This is a genomic window from Mitsuokella apri, assembly GCF_051886055.1.
Lineage (GTDB): Bacteria > Bacillota > Negativicutes > Selenomonadales > Selenomonadaceae > Mitsuokella.
In genome coordinates, this window is the sequence record NZ_JBJEXT010000070.1 from 109,467 (window position 1) to 127,910 (window position 18,444).

The 18,444-nt window shown below is 52.2% G+C and carries 21 protein-coding genes and 2 tRNA genes; 4 read left to right on the top strand and 19 right to left on the bottom strand.

Annotation, left to right across the window (positions count from 1 at the left end):
- Positions 1–6: 6 nt before the first annotated feature.
- Complete coding sequence (yqeB, locus tag ACI4OH_RS10585; RefSeq protein ID WP_435720898.1) at positions 7–858, bottom strand: selenium-dependent molybdenum cofactor biosynthesis protein YqeB; 852 nt, start codon at positions 856–858, stop codon at positions 7–9.
- 319 nt (positions 859–1,177) lie between these two features.
- On the opposite strand from yqeB, the gene ACI4OH_RS10590 reads away from it, so the two are divergent.
- Positions 1,178–1,315, top strand: coding sequence for a hypothetical protein (locus tag ACI4OH_RS10590; protein WP_439784725.1), 138 nt, complete (start codon positions 1,178–1,180; stop codon positions 1,313–1,315).
- A 336-nt stretch (positions 1,316–1,651) separates the two neighbouring features.
- Here the strand turns inward: ACI4OH_RS10590 and ACI4OH_RS10595 are convergent, their stop codons facing one another.
- From ACI4OH_RS10595 to murI, 15 genes are all read right to left on the bottom strand, one after another.
- Positions 1,652–2,314, bottom strand: coding sequence for a TatD family nuclease-associated radical SAM protein (locus tag ACI4OH_RS10595; protein WP_439784747.1), 663 nt, complete (start codon positions 2,312–2,314; stop codon positions 1,652–1,654).
- Positions 2,315–2,359: 45 nt separating this feature from the next.
- The gene (locus tag ACI4OH_RS10600) at positions 2,360–3,184 is read right to left on the bottom strand and encodes a pyridoxamine kinase (RefSeq protein ID WP_439784726.1); all 825 of its coding nucleotides are present in this window, start codon (positions 3,182–3,184) and stop codon (positions 2,360–2,362) included.
- Positions 3,185–3,209: 25 nt separating this feature from the next.
- On the bottom strand, positions 3,210–3,704 hold the full coding sequence (gene queF / locus ACI4OH_RS10605) for a preQ(1) synthase (RefSeq protein ID WP_036374105.1): 495 nt from the start codon (positions 3,702–3,704) through the stop codon (positions 3,210–3,212).
- A gap of 134 nt (positions 3,705–3,838) precedes the next feature.
- The gene (gene sdhB / locus ACI4OH_RS10610) at positions 3,839–4,591 is read right to left on the bottom strand and encodes a succinate dehydrogenase iron-sulfur subunit (protein ID WP_295631361.1); all 753 of its coding nucleotides are present in this window, start codon (positions 4,589–4,591) and stop codon (positions 3,839–3,841) included.
- 18 nt (positions 4,592–4,609) lie between these two features.
- The gene (sdhA, locus tag ACI4OH_RS10615; RefSeq protein ID WP_435720900.1) at positions 4,610–6,517 is read right to left on the bottom strand and encodes a succinate dehydrogenase flavoprotein subunit; all 1,908 of its coding nucleotides are present in this window, start codon (positions 6,515–6,517) and stop codon (positions 4,610–4,612) included.
- Positions 6,518–6,553: 36 nt separating this feature from the next.
- Positions 6,554–7,180, bottom strand: coding sequence for a succinate dehydrogenase/fumarate reductase transmembrane subunit (locus ACI4OH_RS10620; RefSeq protein WP_295631357.1), 627 nt, complete (start codon positions 7,178–7,180; stop codon positions 6,554–6,556).
- 81 nt (positions 7,181–7,261) lie between these two features.
- On the bottom strand, positions 7,262–7,828 hold the full coding sequence (locus ACI4OH_RS10625; protein ID WP_295631355.1) for a Fe-S-containing hydro-lyase: 567 nt from the start codon (positions 7,826–7,828) through the stop codon (positions 7,262–7,264).
- Between the two features lie 45 nt (positions 7,829–7,873).
- A complete protein-coding gene (locus ACI4OH_RS10630) occupies positions 7,874–8,716 on the bottom strand; it encodes a fumarate hydratase (protein ID WP_295631353.1) in 843 nt (280 codons plus the stop codon).
- A 282-nt stretch (positions 8,717–8,998) separates the two neighbouring features.
- The gene (locus tag ACI4OH_RS10635) at positions 8,999–9,490 is read right to left on the bottom strand and encodes a YfcE family phosphodiesterase (protein WP_432646187.1); all 492 of its coding nucleotides are present in this window, start codon (positions 9,488–9,490) and stop codon (positions 8,999–9,001) included.
- Positions 9,487–10,086 (bottom strand): RdgB/HAM1 family non-canonical purine NTP pyrophosphatase, encoded by a 600-nt coding sequence (gene rdgB, locus ACI4OH_RS10640; protein ID WP_432646193.1) that lies wholly within the window; start codon positions 10,084–10,086, stop codon positions 9,487–9,489. Before rdgB ends, ACI4OH_RS10635 begins: the two co-directional genes overlap by 4 nt.
- 14 nt (positions 10,087–10,100) lie before the next feature.
- The gene (gene rph, locus ACI4OH_RS10645; RefSeq protein WP_439784727.1) at positions 10,101–10,883 is read right to left on the bottom strand and encodes a ribonuclease PH; all 783 of its coding nucleotides are present in this window, start codon (positions 10,881–10,883) and stop codon (positions 10,101–10,103) included.
- A gap of 116 nt (positions 10,884–10,999) precedes the next feature.
- A complete protein-coding gene (locus ACI4OH_RS10650; protein ID WP_432646185.1) occupies positions 11,000–11,665 on the bottom strand; it encodes a F420-0:Gamma-glutamyl ligase in 666 nt (221 codons plus the stop codon).
- 13 nt (positions 11,666–11,678) lie between these two features.
- Positions 11,679–12,230, bottom strand: coding sequence for a hypothetical protein (locus ACI4OH_RS10655; RefSeq protein ID WP_432646184.1), 552 nt, complete (start codon positions 12,228–12,230; stop codon positions 11,679–11,681).
- 74 nt (positions 12,231–12,304) lie between these two features.
- Positions 12,305–12,769, bottom strand: coding sequence for an acyl-CoA thioesterase (locus ACI4OH_RS10660; protein ID WP_432646183.1), 465 nt, complete (start codon positions 12,767–12,769; stop codon positions 12,305–12,307).
- Between the two features lie 135 nt (positions 12,770–12,904).
- Entirely contained in the window at positions 12,905–13,687 is a 783-nt protein-coding gene (gene murI, locus ACI4OH_RS10665) for a glutamate racemase (protein ID WP_435720902.1), read from the bottom strand.
- 144 nt (positions 13,688–13,831) lie between these two features.
- Here murI and ACI4OH_RS10670 point away from each other — a divergent pair.
- Together ACI4OH_RS10670 and ACI4OH_RS10675 are read left to right on the top strand one after the other, a co-directional pair.
- Positions 13,832–13,920 (top strand) — tRNA-Ser (locus tag ACI4OH_RS10670).
- A gap of 4 nt (positions 13,921–13,924) precedes the next feature.
- Positions 13,925–14,015: transfer RNA gene (locus tag ACI4OH_RS10675), tRNA-Ser, on the top strand.
- An 81-nt stretch (positions 14,016–14,096) separates the two neighbouring features.
- Here ACI4OH_RS10675 and uxaC read toward each other — a convergent pair.
- Positions 14,097–15,497, bottom strand: a complete 1,401-nt coding sequence (uxaC, locus tag ACI4OH_RS10680; RefSeq protein WP_432646181.1) for a glucuronate isomerase — start codon at positions 15,495–15,497, stop codon at positions 14,097–14,099.
- A gap of 245 nt (positions 15,498–15,742) precedes the next feature.
- On the opposite strand from uxaC, the gene ACI4OH_RS10685 reads away from it, so the two are divergent.
- Positions 15,743–16,534: a sulfite exporter TauE/SafE family protein gene (locus tag ACI4OH_RS10685; protein WP_432646180.1), complete on the top strand. Its 792-nt coding sequence runs from the start codon at positions 15,743–15,745 to the stop codon at positions 16,532–16,534.
- Positions 16,535–16,609: 75 nt separating this feature from the next.
- Here ACI4OH_RS10685 and ACI4OH_RS10690 read toward each other — a convergent pair whose 3' ends face one another.
- Both ACI4OH_RS10690 and ACI4OH_RS10695 read right to left on the bottom strand, forming a co-directional pair.
- The gene (locus tag ACI4OH_RS10690) at positions 16,610–17,398 is read right to left on the bottom strand and encodes a gluconate 5-dehydrogenase (protein WP_432646179.1); all 789 of its coding nucleotides are present in this window, start codon (positions 17,396–17,398) and stop codon (positions 16,610–16,612) included.
- A 105-nt stretch (positions 17,399–17,503) separates the two neighbouring features.
- Entirely contained in the window at positions 17,504–18,442 is a 939-nt protein-coding gene (locus tag ACI4OH_RS10695; protein WP_435720903.1) for a hypothetical protein, read from the bottom strand.
- Positions 18,443–18,444 lie beyond the last annotated feature (2 nt).

Consider the following 18,444-nt stretch of genomic DNA (forward strand, 5'->3'; position numbering starts at 1 on the left):
ACGTCATTAAGAACGGCCAAAAAGACGGTGCTTTGGTCGTTTGCTCTCCCAGGCCATGACAGCTTCGAGAACGGAGCCGCCAATGCAGCGCGCCTTATCGGATATCGTATAGCACTCTTCCTGCCCCATCGTCGGATGGATGTCCGCGATTTTCTGTCCTGCCGACACCTTGATGCCGTCGTAAATCGCGCCGCGCAGAACGCCGTCAATCGTCGCCTTGATTTCAATGGCCCCTTCTTGTTCCTCACCTTTCGTATGGAGATGACCGATCACTTCTCCCTTGCGGACCATCAGGGAAATCGTCCGCAGCATCTCAACGCGCCCATCGGCGGGGGCAAAGACAAGGTGTTCAATATTCGGAGATTCCCCAACTGTGCCATTGCCGTGATCCGCATCCTTTGATGAATATCCCTCATAGATGAGACGGCCCAGATTATGCCCGCGGCCCGTTTCCACGACTACATCGACATCGCGTCCCGCACAAAAACCAGGGCCAAGGGCAATTGTATGTTCCGCCATGTCCTTCTTCATGCCGTGGTTCTCATGTGCTACAATGGCATCAACAACGACATCCGGTTTCAATTCCGCCACACATTGCGCATCTGGATCCGCGATCATCATGACATCACCCTTTTTCAGGCGTTTCTGCGCATCGGAAAGGTTCTTTGCCTTGTGACAGATGACGCGCTCTACTTCTGTCTCACCACGGTACATGGCATCTGAAAAAGAAACTTTGCGCCGTGTTGCTGTCGGCTTTTTCTGCTCTAAAATCAGCACACGGAAGCCTGCACGGTGCAGACAATGCGCAATGCCGCTGCCCAGTTCGCCGCCGCCACGGACAATAATCAGATGTTTCATAAAAGAACCCTCTTTCCTTTTCCGATATCGAATATTCTTCTTTTTATTATACTATAAATTGACACAATGTAGCAGAAATAATTTATTTTTGTCAGTTTTATGTAAAGCATTGCAATTATCTGACAGTCATGTTATAATATAAATGTAAAGAGGAGATGGACATACAAACCACCACCGAGTAGTCCTGGAGGTCGAAAAGTTGCAGGTGTCTGTCCTGCCGAAAAAGGCACTCTTCAAAACCCTACACGAAAGGATGTGGATGGTTATTGAAGATTATGATGAGCAAAACTTCTTTCCATCCTGACTAGCAAGCGCATTGGTGAAGTACAATAATATCCAGCAGGCGGGGAATGCACGTGATGATGGCCAGGGGCCGCCAGTCGTGCTCGATGCCATTGGAAGTCTGGAGCGCAGCGTCAGTAAGTGGATTGAAGCGAAGCAGCCCTGGGTTAAGTAAAGTCATCTAGTATCCATCGAGAAGTAGTCGGTATCTCCTATGTTATCGGTAACGTACCAAGATGAACCGGATGTGCACAAAGTGGTTTTGAGATCACAATTGTTTCAGCTGAGCATGAGATATTTGCAAAGTTCCTGGTCGCGAGGGAAATTTGCCTACTGACAACAGAATATTGAAGAAGGATCACATTGTTTATGGTTAACTACATATAAAGCGGCTTACATTACGAGAGAATGTAAGCCGCTTTTATTATATCCCTTATGCGGCAAGGCTTTGAGGCCCTGCCTTTTTTATTTTGATAACTATTTGAGAGCAGAATTCCTACGTTAAGAATCATTACGAATCTTCATAAGGACGGACGCGCAGCGTAAGCCCCCTGTCCTCACAGATTTTCCGGCATTTTTCGATTTCCTCAGGGCCTTCGACATGGTCAACGATTGTCAGGACGACATGTGGTACGTACGGTTTGCAGTGCTGGGCGAAAGTCAGCATGGCATCATACGACTTGATGCCAAATTTTGCACGCGTGAGTTTCAGGTAGCGCTCCGCGTTTGAAGCGTTGAGACTAATGGAAACCGTGTCGAGAATGCCTTTAAAGTCCTTGGCAAATTCCCTGCCGTTCTCCAGTTCACCGAGGCCGTTCGTATTGAGGCGCGTCGGCATACCCGGATGCTGTTTCTTGACATAGCGAAGCAGGGTCAAAAGGTCATCGAGACGCATGGTCGGCTCACCAAAGCCGCAGAAAACAACTTCCTTAATGTAGTCCCAGGGAACTTTGTCAAGGGCTGCTTCGATTTCTGCCACGGTCGGTTCCTTCCCCTTATACCAGAGAGAGGATTGTTCTGCCATGTGTTTCATCGTGCGCAGGCAGAACGTGCAGGCGCAGTTGCAGTGATTGGTGAGATTGACATAGAGGTTGCGCTTGCCCTCCGGCTGTACGCGCAGGGACTCATCAAGCGGCAGATATTTGCCGCCGGCATGTGTTGCATAGACAATCATCATGATACCCCCTAAGATATAAAATACAAGTTGATAATGTCATATTCAGCGAAGTTCGGTGAGATACTCCTCAAACGGCAGACCGTAATTCCATGGCAGTTCCAGCTTCTCTGCATAAGCCAGGCACTTGCTGATAAAAGAAGATGCTTTTTTCACGGCATCTTCCAGATGCTCACCGCGTATCAGGCTGGCAGCGACAATCGCCGCAAAGGCATCTCCGCTGCCGCTGCGGTCCCCGCCGATTTTCGGCACGCGCACCAGCGAGGCCTTTCCCTTTTCGTAAAGGAAATTTTTGATGGTCTCATTTTCATGAAGTCCCGTAATGACAACCTGCTGCGGGCCGCGCTTCGAGAGTTCCTCAGCCATGTGGCCGAGCTCTTCATCGGCAATGATGCCATCCTCCGGATAAGGAATATCCAAAAGCTGGCAGGCCTCCGTAAGATTTGGCGTCACAATATCGGCCACGGTCAGCAGACTGCGCATTTTATCACACATTTCCTGTGTATAAGATGGATAAAGTTTGCCATAATCCCCCATGACAGGGTCTACCATCACCTTCGTCCCAGGCTTCTTGAAACGATGGATAAAATCCAGTACGATGGCAATCTGTTCAGCTGAGCCTAAAAAGCCCGTGCAGATGCCGTCAAAAATAAGTTCATTCTTTTCCCAGCTCTCGATATACGGCATCATGCGCGACGTGTAGTCATCGAGATAGTGGTCTGGGAAACCCGTATGAACCGAAAGAATCGCCGTCGGCAGCGGACAGGCCTGTATCTTCATCGCGGAGATCAGCGGCAGCTCCACCGTGACCGAGCAGCGCCCAAAGCCCGTGATATCATTGACCAGGGCAATTCGCTTTTGTCGTTTCATTTTTACTCCTGCTGCTCCCCTCTGCTCAGCGGTTGTCGACTTTGTCCATCGCTACGAGGTCGTGCTCCATGAAACGATGTTCTGCCAGACGCTCATATTTCGTATCCGGACGTCCGTAATTGGCGTACGGGTCAATCGAGATGCCGCCGCGCGGCAGGAATTTGCCCCAGACCTCGATATACTTCGGGTCCATAAGGCGGATGAGGTCCTTCATGATGACATTGACCACATCTTCATGGAAGTCCCCATGATTGCGGAAGCTGACAAGATAAAGCTTCAAAGATTTGCTCTCCACCATGCGGCGGCCTGGGATATAGGAAATGTAGATGGTCGCATAATCCGGCTGTCCCGTAATCGGGCAGAGTGCCGTGAACTCCGGGCAGTTGAATTTGACCCAGTAATCGTTGTCCGGATGACGGTTCTCGAAAGTCTCGAGGATTTCCGGACAGTAGTCGTAATGATATTTGACATTTTTCTTGCCCAAAAGGGTGATATCTTCCTGGGATTTATCGCGTGACAATAGCGTTCCCTCCATTTATTTATCATCGTATTTATAGATACTGTTTCTATCATAGCGAATCCTGTAAAAATAATCAAGCAGACAAAAATCCCGCATCAATAGATGATGCGGGATTTTATTGCCATCAACAGGAATTAGTGGTTGAAGATATTCTTCAGGGCCTGCTTGTTGACATCGCGGTTCAGCTGTGCGAGATACGTCGTCAGCTTGATGTTCTTCGGGCAAGCTTCGACACAGTTCTGGCTGTTGCCGCAGCTCGTGATGCCGCCCTTCTCCATCAGTGCGTTCAGGCGCTTCGGAGCGTCGAACTTTCCGAGCGGATGAAGGTTGAAGAGGTAAGCCTGTACCGTCGGAGCCGGTCCGATGAAGTCGGACTGCGGGCCGACATTCGGGCAGGCCTCAAGGCAGCAGCCGCAGGTCATGCAGTGCGAAATCTCGTAAGCCGTCTGTGCCGTGTACGGGTTCTGGATCGGAGCATCCTTGACTTCCCACGTACCATCGACTTCAACCCAGCCATGAATGCGTTTGAGGCTTTCGAACATGACGGAGCGGTCGATGAGCAGGTCGCGGATGACCGGGAACGTGCGTGCCGGCTGCAGGTGAATCGGCTGCTTGAGCGTATCAACCAGTGTGCAGCATGCCTGACGAGCCTTGCCGTTGATGACCATCATGCAGGCACCGCAGACTTTTTCAAGGCAGTTGCATTCCCACGTTACTGGCGGGACTTTCTTGCCGTCAACGGTGACCGGATTCTTCTGGATTTCCATCAGGGCAGCAACGATGTTGAGGCCCGGGCGATAGTCAACTTCGAACTCCTGATTATACGGCTTCTCTTTTGGGCCGTCCTGGCGCTCGACGATGATTCTGACTTTTTTCTGTTCTGCCATTTCTATTTGTCCTCCCTCTTACTCTTTCTTAGCTACGGCATAGTTACGCAGACGCGGCTTGATAAGAGAGTGCTCGAATTCACGGTAGGAAACAACCGGCTCTTCGTTCTCCTGGTCGAATTTTACAATGGTCGTGCGCATGAACTGCTTATCGTTGCGCTCGAAGAATACGAGGTCGTCGTTGCCATCATCCGTCGTGCCACGGCCCGTCTTCTCGTCGAAGTGGAATTTGCCGTATTTCTTATGGAGGGCCTCCTGAAGGTCCGGCGTCATCTTGTCATAGTCGGACTTGAGGACGATCTTAGCATGGGCACCGCGGCTCTCGTCACGCTGCAGAGCGGACTGCGTGATGGCCATTGCATAGATGATCATGTTGCGCAGCTGGCGGACGAACATAGCTTCCTGGTTTGCCCAAGTGCCATGGTCCGTAACACCGATGTTGTCCCAACGCTTAAGGATTTCCTTGAGTTCCTTGACGCACTCTTTGAGGCCATCGTTATCACGCTCGATCGAGACGTATTTGTACATGATGTCGCCGAGCTCATGATGGAGCTTATGCGCATTTTCCGTACCATTCATGTTGCGGATCTTGTCGAACTCTGCTACGCACTCCTGACGGGCAGCCTCGAGTTCCTCTGCCGTAAGCGGAGAACCGAGCTTGCCGCTGCGTGCGAGGCGCAGGGACTCTGGGCCCGAAATCGTGCCCGAATACGTTGCCGACAGCAGCGAGTTTGCACCGAGGCGGTTTGCACCATGGTACTGGTAATCGCACTCGCCGGAAGCCAGCAGGCCCGGGATGTTCGTATGATGCTCGCGGTCGACCCAGATGCCGCCCATCGAATAGTGGATCGACGGGAAGATCTCCATCGGGACCTTGCGCGGATCCTGACCCATGAAGTCGCTGTACATCTCGAGGATGCCGCCGAGCTTGCGCTCGAGGTAATCAGCCGGGATGTGCGAGAGGTCGAGGTAAACGCGGTTCGGATTGTGCATGCCGAGGCCCATGTGGACAACGACTTTATAGATGGCACGCGATGCAACGTCACGCGGAACGAGGTTGCCGTATGCCGGATACATATCTTCGAGGAAGTACCAGCGCTCTTTTTCGCCCGTCTGCGGGTTCTTGCGGTAAACCCAGACGCGGCCGCCTTCACCGCGGCAAGCCTCGGACATCAGGCGGTTCTTATCGGAACCCGGGATAGCCGTCGGATGAATCTGGAGGAATTCCGGATTGCCGAGTTCAGCACCCTGCTGGTAAACAGCGGAAACAGCCGAGCCATTGCAGATCGTCGAAGCCGTGCAGCGGCCGTATACCTGGCCAGGGCCGCCCGTTGCGAGGATGACGACATCAGCCGGGAACGAAACGATTTCGTTCGAGTTCATGTTCTGTGCAACGATACCGCGGCAGATACCCTCTTTGTTCTTGATGATCTTGATGAATTCCCAGAACTCATACTTCTTGACGCCGCCCTTGACTTCCCAACGGCGAACCTGCTCGTCGAGAGCATAGAGGAGCTGCTGGCCCGTCGTGGAACCAGCGAAGACCGTGCGCTTGTTCTTCTGGCCGCCGAAGTTGCGGAGGTCAAGAACGCCTTCAGCCGTACGCGTGAACGGTACGCCCATGCGGTCGAACATCTTGATGAGCTTCGGTGCAGCTTCAACCATGCCCTTTACAGCGAGCTGGTCAGCGAGGAAATCGCCGCCGTAGACCGTATCATCGAAATGCTCGTAAATCGAATCATGCTCGCCCTTCGTGTCCATGCAGGCATTGATGCCGCCCTGGGCACAGAGGGAATGCGAACGCTTAACCGGGCAGTAAGAGAAGAGGTCAACCTTGCCGCCGCCTTCGCAGATCTTCAGCGTAGCCATGAGGCCCGAAAGGCCGCCGCCTACGACAATAATCTTATTTTCTGGTTTCTTAGCCATTTATATTCTCCTTTTTCTTACACAGAGTATCGGGTCTTACATGACGAAGTAGCTTGCCATGAATGCAATCGTGACAAGGCAGAGCAGAGCGCAGAGGCACATCGACAGAACGTTGATGACGGTCTGGACGCGCGGGCCTTTGGCAATACCCCAGGTCATGCAGAAAGTCGTGATACCGTTGCAGAAATGGAAGATTGCAGCAAACATACCGATCGTGTAGAGAACCGTGACAATCGGGCTGCTCGTAAAGTAGGAATGCAGGAGTTCATAGGACATCGGCGTACCGGAAATTGCTTTCGTGAAGATACGCAGATAGAACACATGCCAGATAAGGAAGAATACGAGATACCATGCCGTCCAGCGCTGCAGAGCAAACTGCCAGTTGCGGACATAGCCGTAACGGCCAGGGTTGTTCTTAGCCTGCAGGGCAATGTAGATACCATAGATAGCGTGGAAAAGAATTGGTACGGCTACACCGAAAATCTCAAGACCGAGGAAAATCGGATGCGGGATAAGGTCCATCATTGCAAGCGCGCCATTGAGTGATTCTGCACCACCGAGAGCGCGGGCATTCGTGATAACATGCTCGCAAAGGAAAAGACCGATTGCGAACAGACCAACTAACGAATGCAGACGGCGCAGATAAAAAGTTGTATGGAACATTCTATACCTCCTGTTGATTCTTGGAAAAAGAAAGGAAGCCTTCAAGCGAGCCTCCCGAAAACTTCCTTTCTCCCAACTTTATCAGTAACCCTTCAGGGTACGATACTTCTTCTGGTTGATATCGTAAAGGTTGTTGCCTTCGCAGTCGATAACAACGATAGCCGGGAAATCCTCAACGGTCAGACGGGCAAGAGCCTCAGGACCGAGTTCCGGATAAGCGAGGACTTCGTATTTCTTGACGGACTTTGCAATAAGAGCTGCAGCACCGCCAACAGCAGCGAAGTACGTTACGCCGTTCTTCTTCATGGAATCGACAACTTCCTTCGAACGGGAGCCTTTGCCGATCATGCCCTTGATGCCCTGGTCGAGCATCGTCGGCGTGTAAGCGTCCATACGGCCGGAAGTCGTCGGGCCGCAGGAACCAATCGGGTCGCCCGGTTTTGCCGGCGTCGGTCCGAGGTAGTAGACCATCTTGTTGTGCCAATCGATCGGCAGCTTCTCGCCTTTAGCAAGAGCTTCGCACATTTTCTTGTGTGCAGCATCGCGGGCTGCGTAAATCTCACCCGTGATGAGGACGCTGTCGCCGATCTTCAGCTTACGGGAATCTTCTTCCGTAAATGGGGTATGGATACGAATAGGTTCTGCCATGATTATCTTTCCTCCTGATATTTTCTGCTCAGTTTATCGAATGGATCAAAGAACGCGCTTTGCATGACGGCATGCATGGCAGCAGATCGTTACAGCAACCGGCAGGCCAGCGATATGCGTCGGGCCCCACTCGATGTTGACACCGAGGCAGGACGTCGTGCCGCCGAGCTGCGGTCCAATCCCCGTCTCATTGATGAGCTCGAGGAGTTCATCTTCAAGCTTTGCGTACTCAGGCATCGGATTATGCGAGTCAATCGAACGCGTAAGAGCAATCTTACTCATAACAGCGGCACGGTCCATCGTACCGCCAATGCCGATACCGACAACCATCGGCGGGCACGGGTTCATGCTGGCATGGAGGATGATTTCCATGACGGCTTTCTTGACGCCTTCAACGCCATCAGCCGGAACGAGCATCTTGATGCCGCCCTTGTTCTCGGAACCGAAGCCCTTCGGCTCAACCGTGATCTTGAGCTGGTCGCCCGGAACAATCTTCGTGTAGATAACGCCCGGCGTGTTGTTCTTCGTGTTCACGCGGTTGAAGATTGGTTCAGCAACAACCGATTTTCTCAGATAACCTTCCGTGTAGCCTTTGGCAATACCATCGTTGACAGCTTCTTCGAGGTCGCCGCCGACGATGTGGAGGTCCTGACCGACTTCAAGGAAGACAATCGTCATACCAGTATCCTGGCAGTACGGACGGTCTTCATTGCGTGCGATTTCCGCATTCTTGATAATCTGGTCGAGAACAGCCTGACCAACCGGAGATTTCTCCGTCTCACGGCCTTTCTTCAGGCCTTCATAGACATCCTTCGGCAGGTAATAAGCAGCTTCCTTGCACAGCTGTGCAACGGTCTCCGTGATTTGTTTTGCGTCGAGTTCTCGCAAAGTAATCCCTCCCATAAATACAACTTATCACACATCTGTGGTTCATCATAACACATTTTATAGCGGCTTTCAAGCTTTTCTGAAAGCCCGCGAAGCCTTGAAAAAAGTGAATTCCATTCGCTTTTTTCGGTTCCTGAGACTAGCCACATTGTGAGCTTCATCACTCGAAGTTTATATTAGGTATTGACATTTTAAAATCCTTCCTGCTATGCAAAAAAATTTTTATTTTCATCGATTTTTTCTTATTTCGTTACTATAATGCATGATCGTGATGTATAAAAATCATGCGAGGCGAATGAGCTGACAATGAGGGCGTTTCCCCTGTTCCAACTCCATGATGAGGAAAGAACCCTGCGCCGCATCGCGGGGTCTTGCCACGCTGCCGGGATTCAGGACGGTCAGGCCCCCCGTTGATACTTCCGCGACATGCGTATGGCCGTAAACGGCGATGTCACAGCCTTCCTCTTCCGCAGCATCGCAAAGCATCTTCGTCGTAAAGCGAACACCGTACAGATGGCCATGGGTGAGGAAAATGCGGTGGCCGGCAGCCTCGATCACATCATCCGTTTTTGCAGAGACATCCGGCCAATCACTGTTGCCCGCGACATAACGCACGTCTGCCTCCCCCTTTGTCACCATCTCCAGATACTCTGCGTCCGGCACGACATCGCCGGCATGCAGCCAGAGCGTTACGCCGTTGGATGCCGGATGGGCGAGCATCCTGTCGACAGCAGCAGTCGAGCCGTGGCTGTCACTTACGATTCCAATCTTCATTTTAAATGTTCCTCCAATTTGCAAACCATCTCACGCAGGGCCTTGCCGCGATGGCTGATGCGGTCTTTCTCTGCCAGGCTGATCTCCGCCATCGTCCGGCCGGGATATTCCGCCGGATAAAAATACGGGTCATAGCCAAAGCCGTTTTCTCCGCGCGGCACCATCTGCACCGTTCCATCGCAGCGGCCTTCGCTCGTAAAAATGCTGCCGTCCGTATCCGCAAAAACAAGGGCACAGCGGTAATCTGCTGGCGATTCCTTTACGCCGGCCTTCCTGAGCTCCTGCAAAAGCTTTTCGTTGTTCGTCGCATCGTCGGCATGAAAGCCGGCAAAACGCGCGGAATGAATGCCCGGTGCACCGCCAAGCACCGCAACTTCAATCCCGGAATCATCGGCAATGCAGGCACAGCCTGTCTTTTCCCGATAGAATTCCGCTTTGATGCGTGCGTTCTCAGCAAATGTACTGCCATTTTCCACGGCATCGGGAAACTGGCCAAATTCTTTTAAAGAAAGGACTTCTACCGGTAAATGCGCAAGGGCTGCGCGCATTTCGCGCACCTTGCCCTGATTTTTTGTAGCAATCACGATTTTTTTCATTTTCATAGCCCCCATCAACCTTCCCGGCCGACGAGCCAGACAAGCTCACCGCCTAATACATCTTTCTGATAGGAAATGAGCTCACGGCAGCCTTTTTCGCCGAACTGCAAAAGGGTACCGAGCTCTTCGTGCGTGAACGGGCGTCCCTCGCCCGTTCCCTGCACTTCAACGAAGCGGCCTGCTCCGGTCATCACGACATTCATATCGACAATGGCCTGAGAATCCTCTTCATAGCAGAGGTCCAGAATGGGCTGTCCCTCGTGGCTGATGCCCACGCTGATCGCCGACAAAAAATCCTTTACGGGGAAAATATTTCCCTTTTTGTAAAACGAAGCACAGGCCTCGACCAGCGCGACAAATGCCCCTGTAATCGAGGCCGTGCGCGTACCGCCATCTGCCTGAATGACATCGCAGTCAATCAGGATGGTACGTTCGCCAAGGGCCTTCATATCGACGACGGAGCGCAGGCTGCGGCCGATGAGCCTTTCGATCTCCTGTGTTCTGCCCGACTGCTTGCCGCGCACGGCTTCACGCTGCGTCCGCGTTTCCGTGGCACTTGGCAGCAGGGAATATTCCGCGGCAATCCAGCCCTCGCCCGTGCCGCGCAGGAAAAAGGGCACGCGGTCTTCGATGGAGGCCGCACAGATGACCTTCGTATTGCCCATTTCCATGAGCACAGAACCTGCCGGATACTTCTGGAAATGGCGGTGAATCTCATACGGGCGCAGGTCATCCGCCATGCGCCGGTCATTCCTCAGCCCATTTTCCATATCTTCCGTATCTCTTATCGATGACATAACTGAAAACTTCCTTTCTAAAAAAATAGAGGTGCCCTACCCCGAATCTTCGAATCTTCGTGGTATCACACCTCTTCTGCTTCGTCAGGGCTATGCCTGCAGGAAAGCAGTCTGTCTTATTTCTGCGACTCCTGATACTGTCTGTAATTTTTGATGATGCAGATCGGCGTCTTCTGGCTTGCATTGCCGAACGGATTGTCGATAAGCAGTTTTGCGGCCATCTGTCCGTCGACTTTGTCCGTGACACCGACCACGCGGGAACGCTTGAGGTCGTTGACATCCGCGATCATCGCGCCAAAGCAGCCAAGACGCTGCTGGATTTTCTTGACGACCTCATTCGGATTTTTAGGACCGTAGACGATGCATTTATCGAACGGCGGCATCGTGCCCGTGACATCGTCGATGAGGGCCGTCTGCTCGCCGCCCCATTTGTAGAAAAGGCCGCTCTGGCCGACAAGTTTGCCGAGGAAGCCTGCAAACAGGGCAAAGGCCACGCGCCATTTGCCTTCGACATCCATCAGCGACTGCATGCCGTGCGGCGAGGCAAGGCTGCCGTAATCCGGAATGAAACGGCAGCAGAACTGAGCTACGCGGGAAATCTTGAGGTCTTCAGGGCGCACAAAACGGCCCTGCGTGATGGCGACGACACTCTCTGCCGTGCAGAGAAGATCGTCAGGACCAATCTTGCCCTTTGTATAACGTTCAATGCTGTCAACGATATCGTCTTTCTCGGTCAGGATGCGCGTCGGGACCGGAATCAGATCGAGTTTTGCTTCTGCCATGATAATTCCTCCCTTAGTCCTTTACGAGTTCCACACCGGCGAGCTTGGCAATCTCTTCGGCCGTCAGCGTCAAACGGACTTTCGTGTAATGCCAAGGCGTACGGCCCGTCTCCATCCAGATGACATCAAGCGGCAGGTCGACCATATGCGAAAGAGCTTCTTTGAGCGTCATGCCTTTGCGCGGCGTCAATTTGACTTTCGCGAAGATATTGAGTTTATCCTCATGATTCGGATCACCGAGTTTCTGGATGAGTACAGCTTCAAAGTAATCATCCTCGCGCGGTTCTCCTTCGCGCTCTGCCTTGCCGCGTGCTTCGATGCCGTCATACTGCTCATACGGCAGCTGCGGACGCACAAAAGCATCCATAATCGTCGCACACTGCTTGCCCTCATTGACAAACGTCAGTTTCTTCGAGAGCACAATGCCGTCGTCCGTCTGCGATTCTACGACAAAAGGAGCATCCGTCTTGACGACGACCTTCTCCTTGCCGACTGCACAGAGATAAAGTTTTGCTACGATAACCGCAGCTACGATCAGGCCAATGATTACATATAATACCGTCACGTCAATTCCTCCTGACTATTCTCTTATCCTTTTTCCTGATAAATTTATAAACTTGAAATCCCACAGGATGTCCTTTATTTCCTGTGGGGATTATTTGCCTCTTTTTCCTGCAGCTCCTGCCAAACAGCCTCATCGGCCATGGCCTGCTGCAGCTTCGTATAGTACTTTTCCGGCAGGCGCGTGATCCTGCCGCTCTCCATATGCGTGAAGACATTCTGCGTAAAGCCCGTGACCATGAGCTCCCCCGTCTTCTTATTGAACACGCGGTACTGGAAGGCCATTTTGGCCTTCGTCAGGGCTTTCGGACGCGTCTCGATGCAGATAACATCGTCAAAATGCCCCGGCGAGACGTATTTGGCGCGCACCTCCGTAATGGGGAATACGTAGCCATCCTTCATCATATCACCGAGTGTGATACCGTACTTGCGCAGATATTCCACACGGCCTGTCTCAAACCAGCGGATATAATTTGAATGATGCACGACTGCCATAGCATCCGTATCATAAAAATTCACATGATGCTCCGTAATGACTGGCACGGTCATTCCTCCTTTAAAATCCGGTCAGATTTCGTGTTTGCATTTTCCCTGCAGCACATTCTATAGCCTAGAACAAAAGCCATCGAAAGTCAAGGAAAGTCAGGATTTTTGACCTTCTTCCTGCCAACGGAGCACTCAGTGAATATCGTAAACCATGTCAAGGCGTTTGAGGTAGCGGCCGATGCGCGCAAGCTCTGCATCATCTTTTACGCGGCGGCCCGAATAATAGTATTCCACCGTCTGCGGCAGATTCTCAAGGCCATCCCGCGCCTTGAGCTGGCGGATGAGCTCGCGCACTGTGCCTTCATTGCCATCGACAAAATGCATGTTCTCCGGCATGATTTCGCGCATGGTATCCTTAAAATAATTGAAGTGCGTACAGCCAAGTACGAGTGCCGAATATTCCCTCAGGTCGAAGCGGCCGAGTTCCTCCGACAGGTAATCGTGAACAGCCTGTGAATTGAATTCCTCGCGTTCAGCAAATTCAACGAGCCGCGGCAGAGGCAGAAGGTCCACAAGATGGTCTTTGTCAAAGCGTTCGATGAGAATCTGCATCTTCTTGCCCTTGACCGTAATCGGCGTGGCCGCGACTAAAACGCGGTGCTCCCCGTCAAGGTCCAAAGCCTTCTTGGCAGCCGGCTCCATGCCGATAATCGGAATATCATAAAGATGGCGCATTTCGCGTACGGCCACGGAAGTCGCCGTATTGCAGGCCACGACAATCGCCTTGACGCCGCAGGTCACGAGAAAATCAAAAGCCTCTTTGACAAATCCACGGACTTCTTCTTTTGTCTTGACGCCATACGGCACATGGTCCTCATCCGCATAAAAGACAAACTGTTCATGCGGCAGCACGCGCATCGCATGATGCAGCACGGAAAGTCCGCCAATCCCCGAATCAAAAAACGCAATTTTCATTGCCAGCATCTCCCAAGTAAGTCATATTTTTACCTTAGCTTATTATAACAGGTCTTATTTTTTACCGCAACGGGAGCCGCAAAGCAGGGAAAGCGATTTGACAGAAACTGTCTTTTTTTGTTATAATAACTCTGTTCTTTATGCGGAGAGGTGTCCGAGTGGTTTAAGGAGCCGGTCTTGAAAACCGGTGATGCAGCAATGCACCGTGGGTTCGAATCCCACCCTCTCCGCCATAATGGAGTGGTACTCAAGAGGCTGAAGAGGACGGTTTGCTAAATCGTTAGACTGGGTAACCGGTGCGGAGGTTCGAATCCTCTCCACTCCGCCACGAAAAAGTCAGGGACTTTGGTTTTGCCAAAGTCCCTTTTTGCATGTTTATGCCAATTATTTTTATTTTTCAGCAGCAGCCTCAAAGCCGGAAATACTTTTTGATATTTTCATAGCAGACGCCTTTAATCAGCATGCCCAAGGCATCCTTATCCGCTGGGTAAAGACCTTCTTCGACGAGACCTGCCAAAGCATCGCAGAGAATGCGGCGGTAGTATTCATGGCGCGGCCAGAACAGGGCACTGCGCGCATCGGTCGAGAAGCCTACGGCCGTGCCGATGATGCCGAGACTTGCCATATAGCCGACTTGTGCACGGATGCCCAAAGGCGTCTGATTAATCCACCACGAAGGGCCGAGCTGCAGATGACCGGCATCTTCTGTCTGGAAAGCACCGAGAACGGAACCGATGATGACTTGGTCCGTCGGATTCATCGAGCTTACGATGGTTTTAGGCAGGGCTTCTTCGCGCGAAAGCAGGTCGAGAAGTTTGGCAAGATTCTCGCCATCGCTGCTCGCACTGATGCAGTCGCAGCCCGCGCCGCTGCCGAGGCCTGCTTCCATCTTGCTGTTGATGTCCCGCAGGATGCCATAATGAAGCTGCATGGCCCAGCCGCGCTCTGCATATTTCTTGCCAAGGAAGCGAAGAACCGCCGTCTGGTATTTCTCGATTTCCTCCTCGGTCGGCTCGCCCTTGCTGTTAATGACGCGGCCGACGATATCATCGAGCTCATACTCCTCGGCCTCGCGGTAAACAATCCGCGGCAGCGCATGGTCGGCTGTACGGCAGCCCATGCTGTCAAAATAGGCGATGCGTTTCGCAAGAGCCTCGCGCACCTCGCCCATCGTTGAGATATCAACATCAGCGGCCCGGCCGAGGTCGTAGAGCATGTAGTTGCCCCATTCCGGATTGGCAAGGTCTAAAGCAGCGTCCGGATGGAACACCGGCAGGACCTTGATGGGATACCCCTCTTCCTGCAGCTGGCGGTGCCATTTGAGATTGTCCTCGGGATGGTCTGCCGTAAAGACGGCCTCAACATGTCCCTGTTCCAAAAGGGAACGCACTGTCACAGTCTCATCGGCAAATTTCTCTTCGCAATAAGACCAAACATCGTCGGCCGTCTCGCCATTCAGCACATAATGGCAGTCGAAAATGCGTTTGAGCACGAGGTGCACCCACGTATAGATAGGGTTGCCCGCGGCTTTTGCGAGAGCTTCGGCAAAATACTGGAAGCGTTCGCGCGCCGGCGCCTCGCCGCCCGTGATAAATTTTTCCGGCACACCATTCGCCCGCATGAGGCGGCGTGCCACGGGATTATCGACGAGGACCTCCGTCAGATTGCGGTAGACACGGTTTTCCGCAATATCCCGCACGGGAATATGTGTGTGGTAATCGATAATCGGCAGATGTTCTGCATAGTCATGGTACAAATCTTCAGCAAACTCTGAGTGCAACAAAAAATCTTCATCCATAAAGCGTTTCATGACAACCAGCCTCTCTTTCTTATGGATTATATAAGGAAGAATTCGCTCTCCAAAGGAAAAATCCCTGCTGAAAGGCAAAGAAATCGAACAGAGGTGCAGGCAAAAAGAGCTCGTATCGTTTTATAGGCGTTTCCTATGCACGCAATATCTTTTTCGTCCTACGCAGCTGCCCATTCTATGATATAATGAACACGTTCTTATATTATTTGTTATTTGCCAAACAAAGAAAGAAGGTCTTTTCTCACATGGATATCCTGTTCTTCCTGATACTGGGCCTCGGCGTCGGGACATTTGGCACGCTCGTCGGCATCGGCGGCGGCCTCATCTGCGTACCAATCTTCATCCTGTTTCTCTCGGATGGCGGCGTTTACCCGTACTTCCACACAGCCGCACAGATTGCCGGCACCTCGCTCGTCGTCGTCATGGCCAATGCCATGAGCGGCACGCTCGCTTATATCCGCCAGAAACGCGTGCTCTTCAGTGCGGCAATTCCCTTCGCCATCGCGACCCTGCCTGGCGCCGTACTCGGTTCATGGATTGTCAATAAATTCAGCACGACGATGCTCGACCTCTACTTCGGCATTTTCCTGCTGCTGATGTCCATCATCATGTACTGGAATTCCACACACAAGCCTGTTTCGAATATCATGGAACTGCCAAAGGACTTCCATTACAACCGCACGCTCGGTATCGTCGCGAGCCTTGGTGTTGGCTTCATCTCGAGCATCTTCGGCATCGGCGGCGGCGTCATCCATGTGCCGCTGATGATTTACCTGCTCGGCTTCCCTGTCCACGTCGCGACGGCCACAAGCCATTTCGTCCTCGCCTGCTCCTCAGCCTTCGGTGTCATCAGCCATTTCATGCTCAACCACATCATCTGGGTCCCTGCCATCTGCATTTCGATTGGCGCAGCCGTCGGTGCACAGATCGGCGCTAAGATTTCCAAGAAGACAAAGTCCAAAGTCATCCTCATGCTGCTATCGCTTGCGATGTTCGCCCTCGGCATCCGCCTGATTCTGCTCGGCAGCGCTCACTAATCACATAAAGCCACATAAAAAGACGGAAGCACCCCCCACGTGCTTCCGTCTTTTTATGTGCTTTAGCTTTATTTTTCAAGGCTTGCGGCCAAGATATGCCAGGATGCCGCCATCGACATAGAGGATATGGCCATTGACAAAATTTGAGGCATCCGCAGCGAGAAATACGGCCGGCCCCATGAGGTCTTCCGGCGTGCCCCAGCGCTGCATCGGCGTCTTCGCGAGGATAAAATCGTTGAAGGGATTCCCCGGCGTACGCAGAGGTGCGGTCTGCGGCGTCGCGATATACCCAGGCCCAATGCCGTTGCATTGGATATTCATGGCGCCGTATTCCGAGGCGATGTTCTTCGTCAGCATCTTGAGACCGCCTTTCGCTGCCGTATAGGCGGACACCGTCTCCCTGCCGAGCTCGCTGAGCATCGAGCAGACATTGATGATTTTGCCGTGGCCCTTCTTGATCATGCCGGGCAGCACAGCCTTCGCCACGATGAACGGCGCAGTAAGGTCAATATCGATGACCTGACGAAATTCCTCCGCCTTCATCTCAACCATCGGAATGCGCTTAATGATGCCCGCATTATTGACGAGAATATCAATCGTGCCGAGTTTCTCCTCAATGTCCGCGACCATCTTCTGCACATCCTCTTCGTGCGTCACATCGCAGATATAGCCAAGTGCCTCAATGCCGTCCGCCTTGTACATGGCCAGGGCCTTGTCCATATGCGCCTGACTGCGGCAGTTGAACGCGATTTTCGCGCCGGCATCCGCATAGGCCTTGGCAATCGCGTAGCCAATGCCATAAGCCGCGCCCGTGACAAGAGCGACTTTTCCTTCCAATGAAAACTGCTTCTGAACATCGAACATAAAAATCCCTCCTTTTCTCCATCATATCATCAATCGGATTCTGCTGGCTATGGACAAATCTGACAAATCCGATATTTCCTGCCAGAAAATCTTAAAATATCTTCTTCATTGGTCAACTACAGCATGGCGGCTGGAAAGTGCTGTGCCAGAGCTGCGCTGATATACCGAACCATTCAGCAAAAGGGATTCATTGCCGCGGATGACGATGTGAACCACCTGTCCATCTGTATACGTAACATCTGCCGTATACGTATCACTGTTGCTGTCGTACGTCACGTTTTCAATGGAACGGAACGGATACCGTTTATAAGGCTCCTGGTTGGACCCTGGTCCCGGTTCATTTGGTACAACCTCACCTACCGAATCATACGACGTAATGATATCCGTGCGCGGTTTTCCCCATGTTCCCTGCAAGCGCGCCTTGAAATTTGCCACTAACGATTGCTTCTGTGTATCAGCTGACTTAGCTGCGGCTGCTTTGACCGTCCTTGATGACGAACGCTGCTGCTGAACGTATGATGTCAGCATCGTATCGAGGCCATCGAGATTGAACGCAGAAGCAAAATCCGTTTTCTCAATCGCAATGCTGCTGCCGCGGTCTTTAAGCTCCGCCACATTTTCCTTCACACGCGCAATGGCCGCATTCGTATCCTTGTCCAACGGATTCTTAATGATATTTTCAACATCATCGAGGATATTCCCTTCCAAAAGCACCGCTTCCAATAAATCTGCATTAGCCGTACGGTACTTGCTGCCTGGACGCGCCGTTTTGAGGTCTCCCGCTGTCTTTTTCAGGTTTCCCTGTACCGCGTCGATTTTACCAAGCAGGTCCTTTGCCGCTGCACTTTCCGGGCCGCCATGCAAGTCTTTCACGCCAAGCGCAACGTCCCGCGCATCGCTGGCAACTTCTTCCGTATAAACAGCCTGTTTGACATAAACATGCTGCTCATACTGGGTAAAGACAAAGAACCCTGCCAGTGCCAGAACAAGTACGAGGATAATGCCAACGAGAATTTTCATCGTATTGGCCGACTTTTCCATCATAT

Coding starts and splice junctions, on each gene's coding strand:
- yqeB (WP_435720898.1), bottom strand. CDS start 858: ATGAAACATCTGATTATTGTCCGTGGCGGCGGCGAACTGGGCAGCGGC.
- ACI4OH_RS10595 (WP_439784747.1), bottom strand. CDS start 2,314: ATGATTGTCTATGCAACACATGCCGGCGGCAAATATCTGCCGCTTGAT.
- ACI4OH_RS10600 (WP_439784726.1), bottom strand. CDS start 3,184: ATGAAACGACAAAAGCGAATTGCCCTGGTCAATGATATCACGGGCTTT.
- sdhB (WP_295631361.1), bottom strand. CDS start 4,591: ATGGCAGAACAGAAAAAAGTCAGAATCATCGTCGAGCGCCAGGACGGC.
- sdhA (WP_435720900.1), bottom strand. CDS start 6,517: ATGGCTAAGAAACCAGAAAATAAGATTATTGTCGTAGGCGGCGGCCTT.
- ACI4OH_RS10620 (WP_295631357.1), bottom strand. CDS start 7,180: ATGTTCCATACAACTTTTTATCTGCGCCGTCTGCATTCGTTAGTTGGT.
- ACI4OH_RS10625 (WP_295631355.1), bottom strand. CDS start 7,828: ATGGCAGAACCTATTCGTATCCATACCCCATTTACGGAAGAAGATTCC.
- ACI4OH_RS10635 (WP_432646187.1), bottom strand. CDS start 9,490: ATGAAGATTGGAATCGTAAGTGACAGCCACGGCTCGACTGCTGCTGTC.
- rdgB (WP_432646193.1), bottom strand. CDS start 10,086: ATGAAAAAAATCGTGATTGCTACAAAAAATCAGGGCAAGGTGCGCGAA.
- rph (WP_439784727.1), bottom strand. CDS start 10,883: ATGTCATCGATAAGAGATACGGAAGATATGGAAAATGGGCTGAGGAAT.
- ACI4OH_RS10650 (WP_432646185.1), bottom strand. CDS start 11,665: ATGGCAGAAGCAAAACTCGATCTGATTCCGGTCCCGACGCGCATCCTG.
- murI (WP_435720902.1), bottom strand. CDS start 13,687: ATGAAAATTGCGTTTTTTGATTCGGGGATTGGCGGACTTTCCGTGCTG.
- uxaC (WP_432646181.1), bottom strand. CDS start 15,497: ATGAAACGCTTTATGGATGAAGATTTTTTGTTGCACTCAGAGTTTGCT.
- ACI4OH_RS10685 (WP_432646180.1), top strand. CDS start 15,743: ATGGATATCCTGTTCTTCCTGATACTGGGCCTCGGCGTCGGGACATTT.
- ACI4OH_RS10690 (WP_432646179.1), bottom strand. CDS start 17,398: ATGTTCGATGTTCAGAAGCAGTTTTCATTGGAAGGAAAAGTCGCTCTT.
- ACI4OH_RS10695 (WP_435720903.1), bottom strand. CDS start 18,442: ATGATGGAAAAGTCGGCCAATACGATGAAAATTCTCGTTGGCATTATC.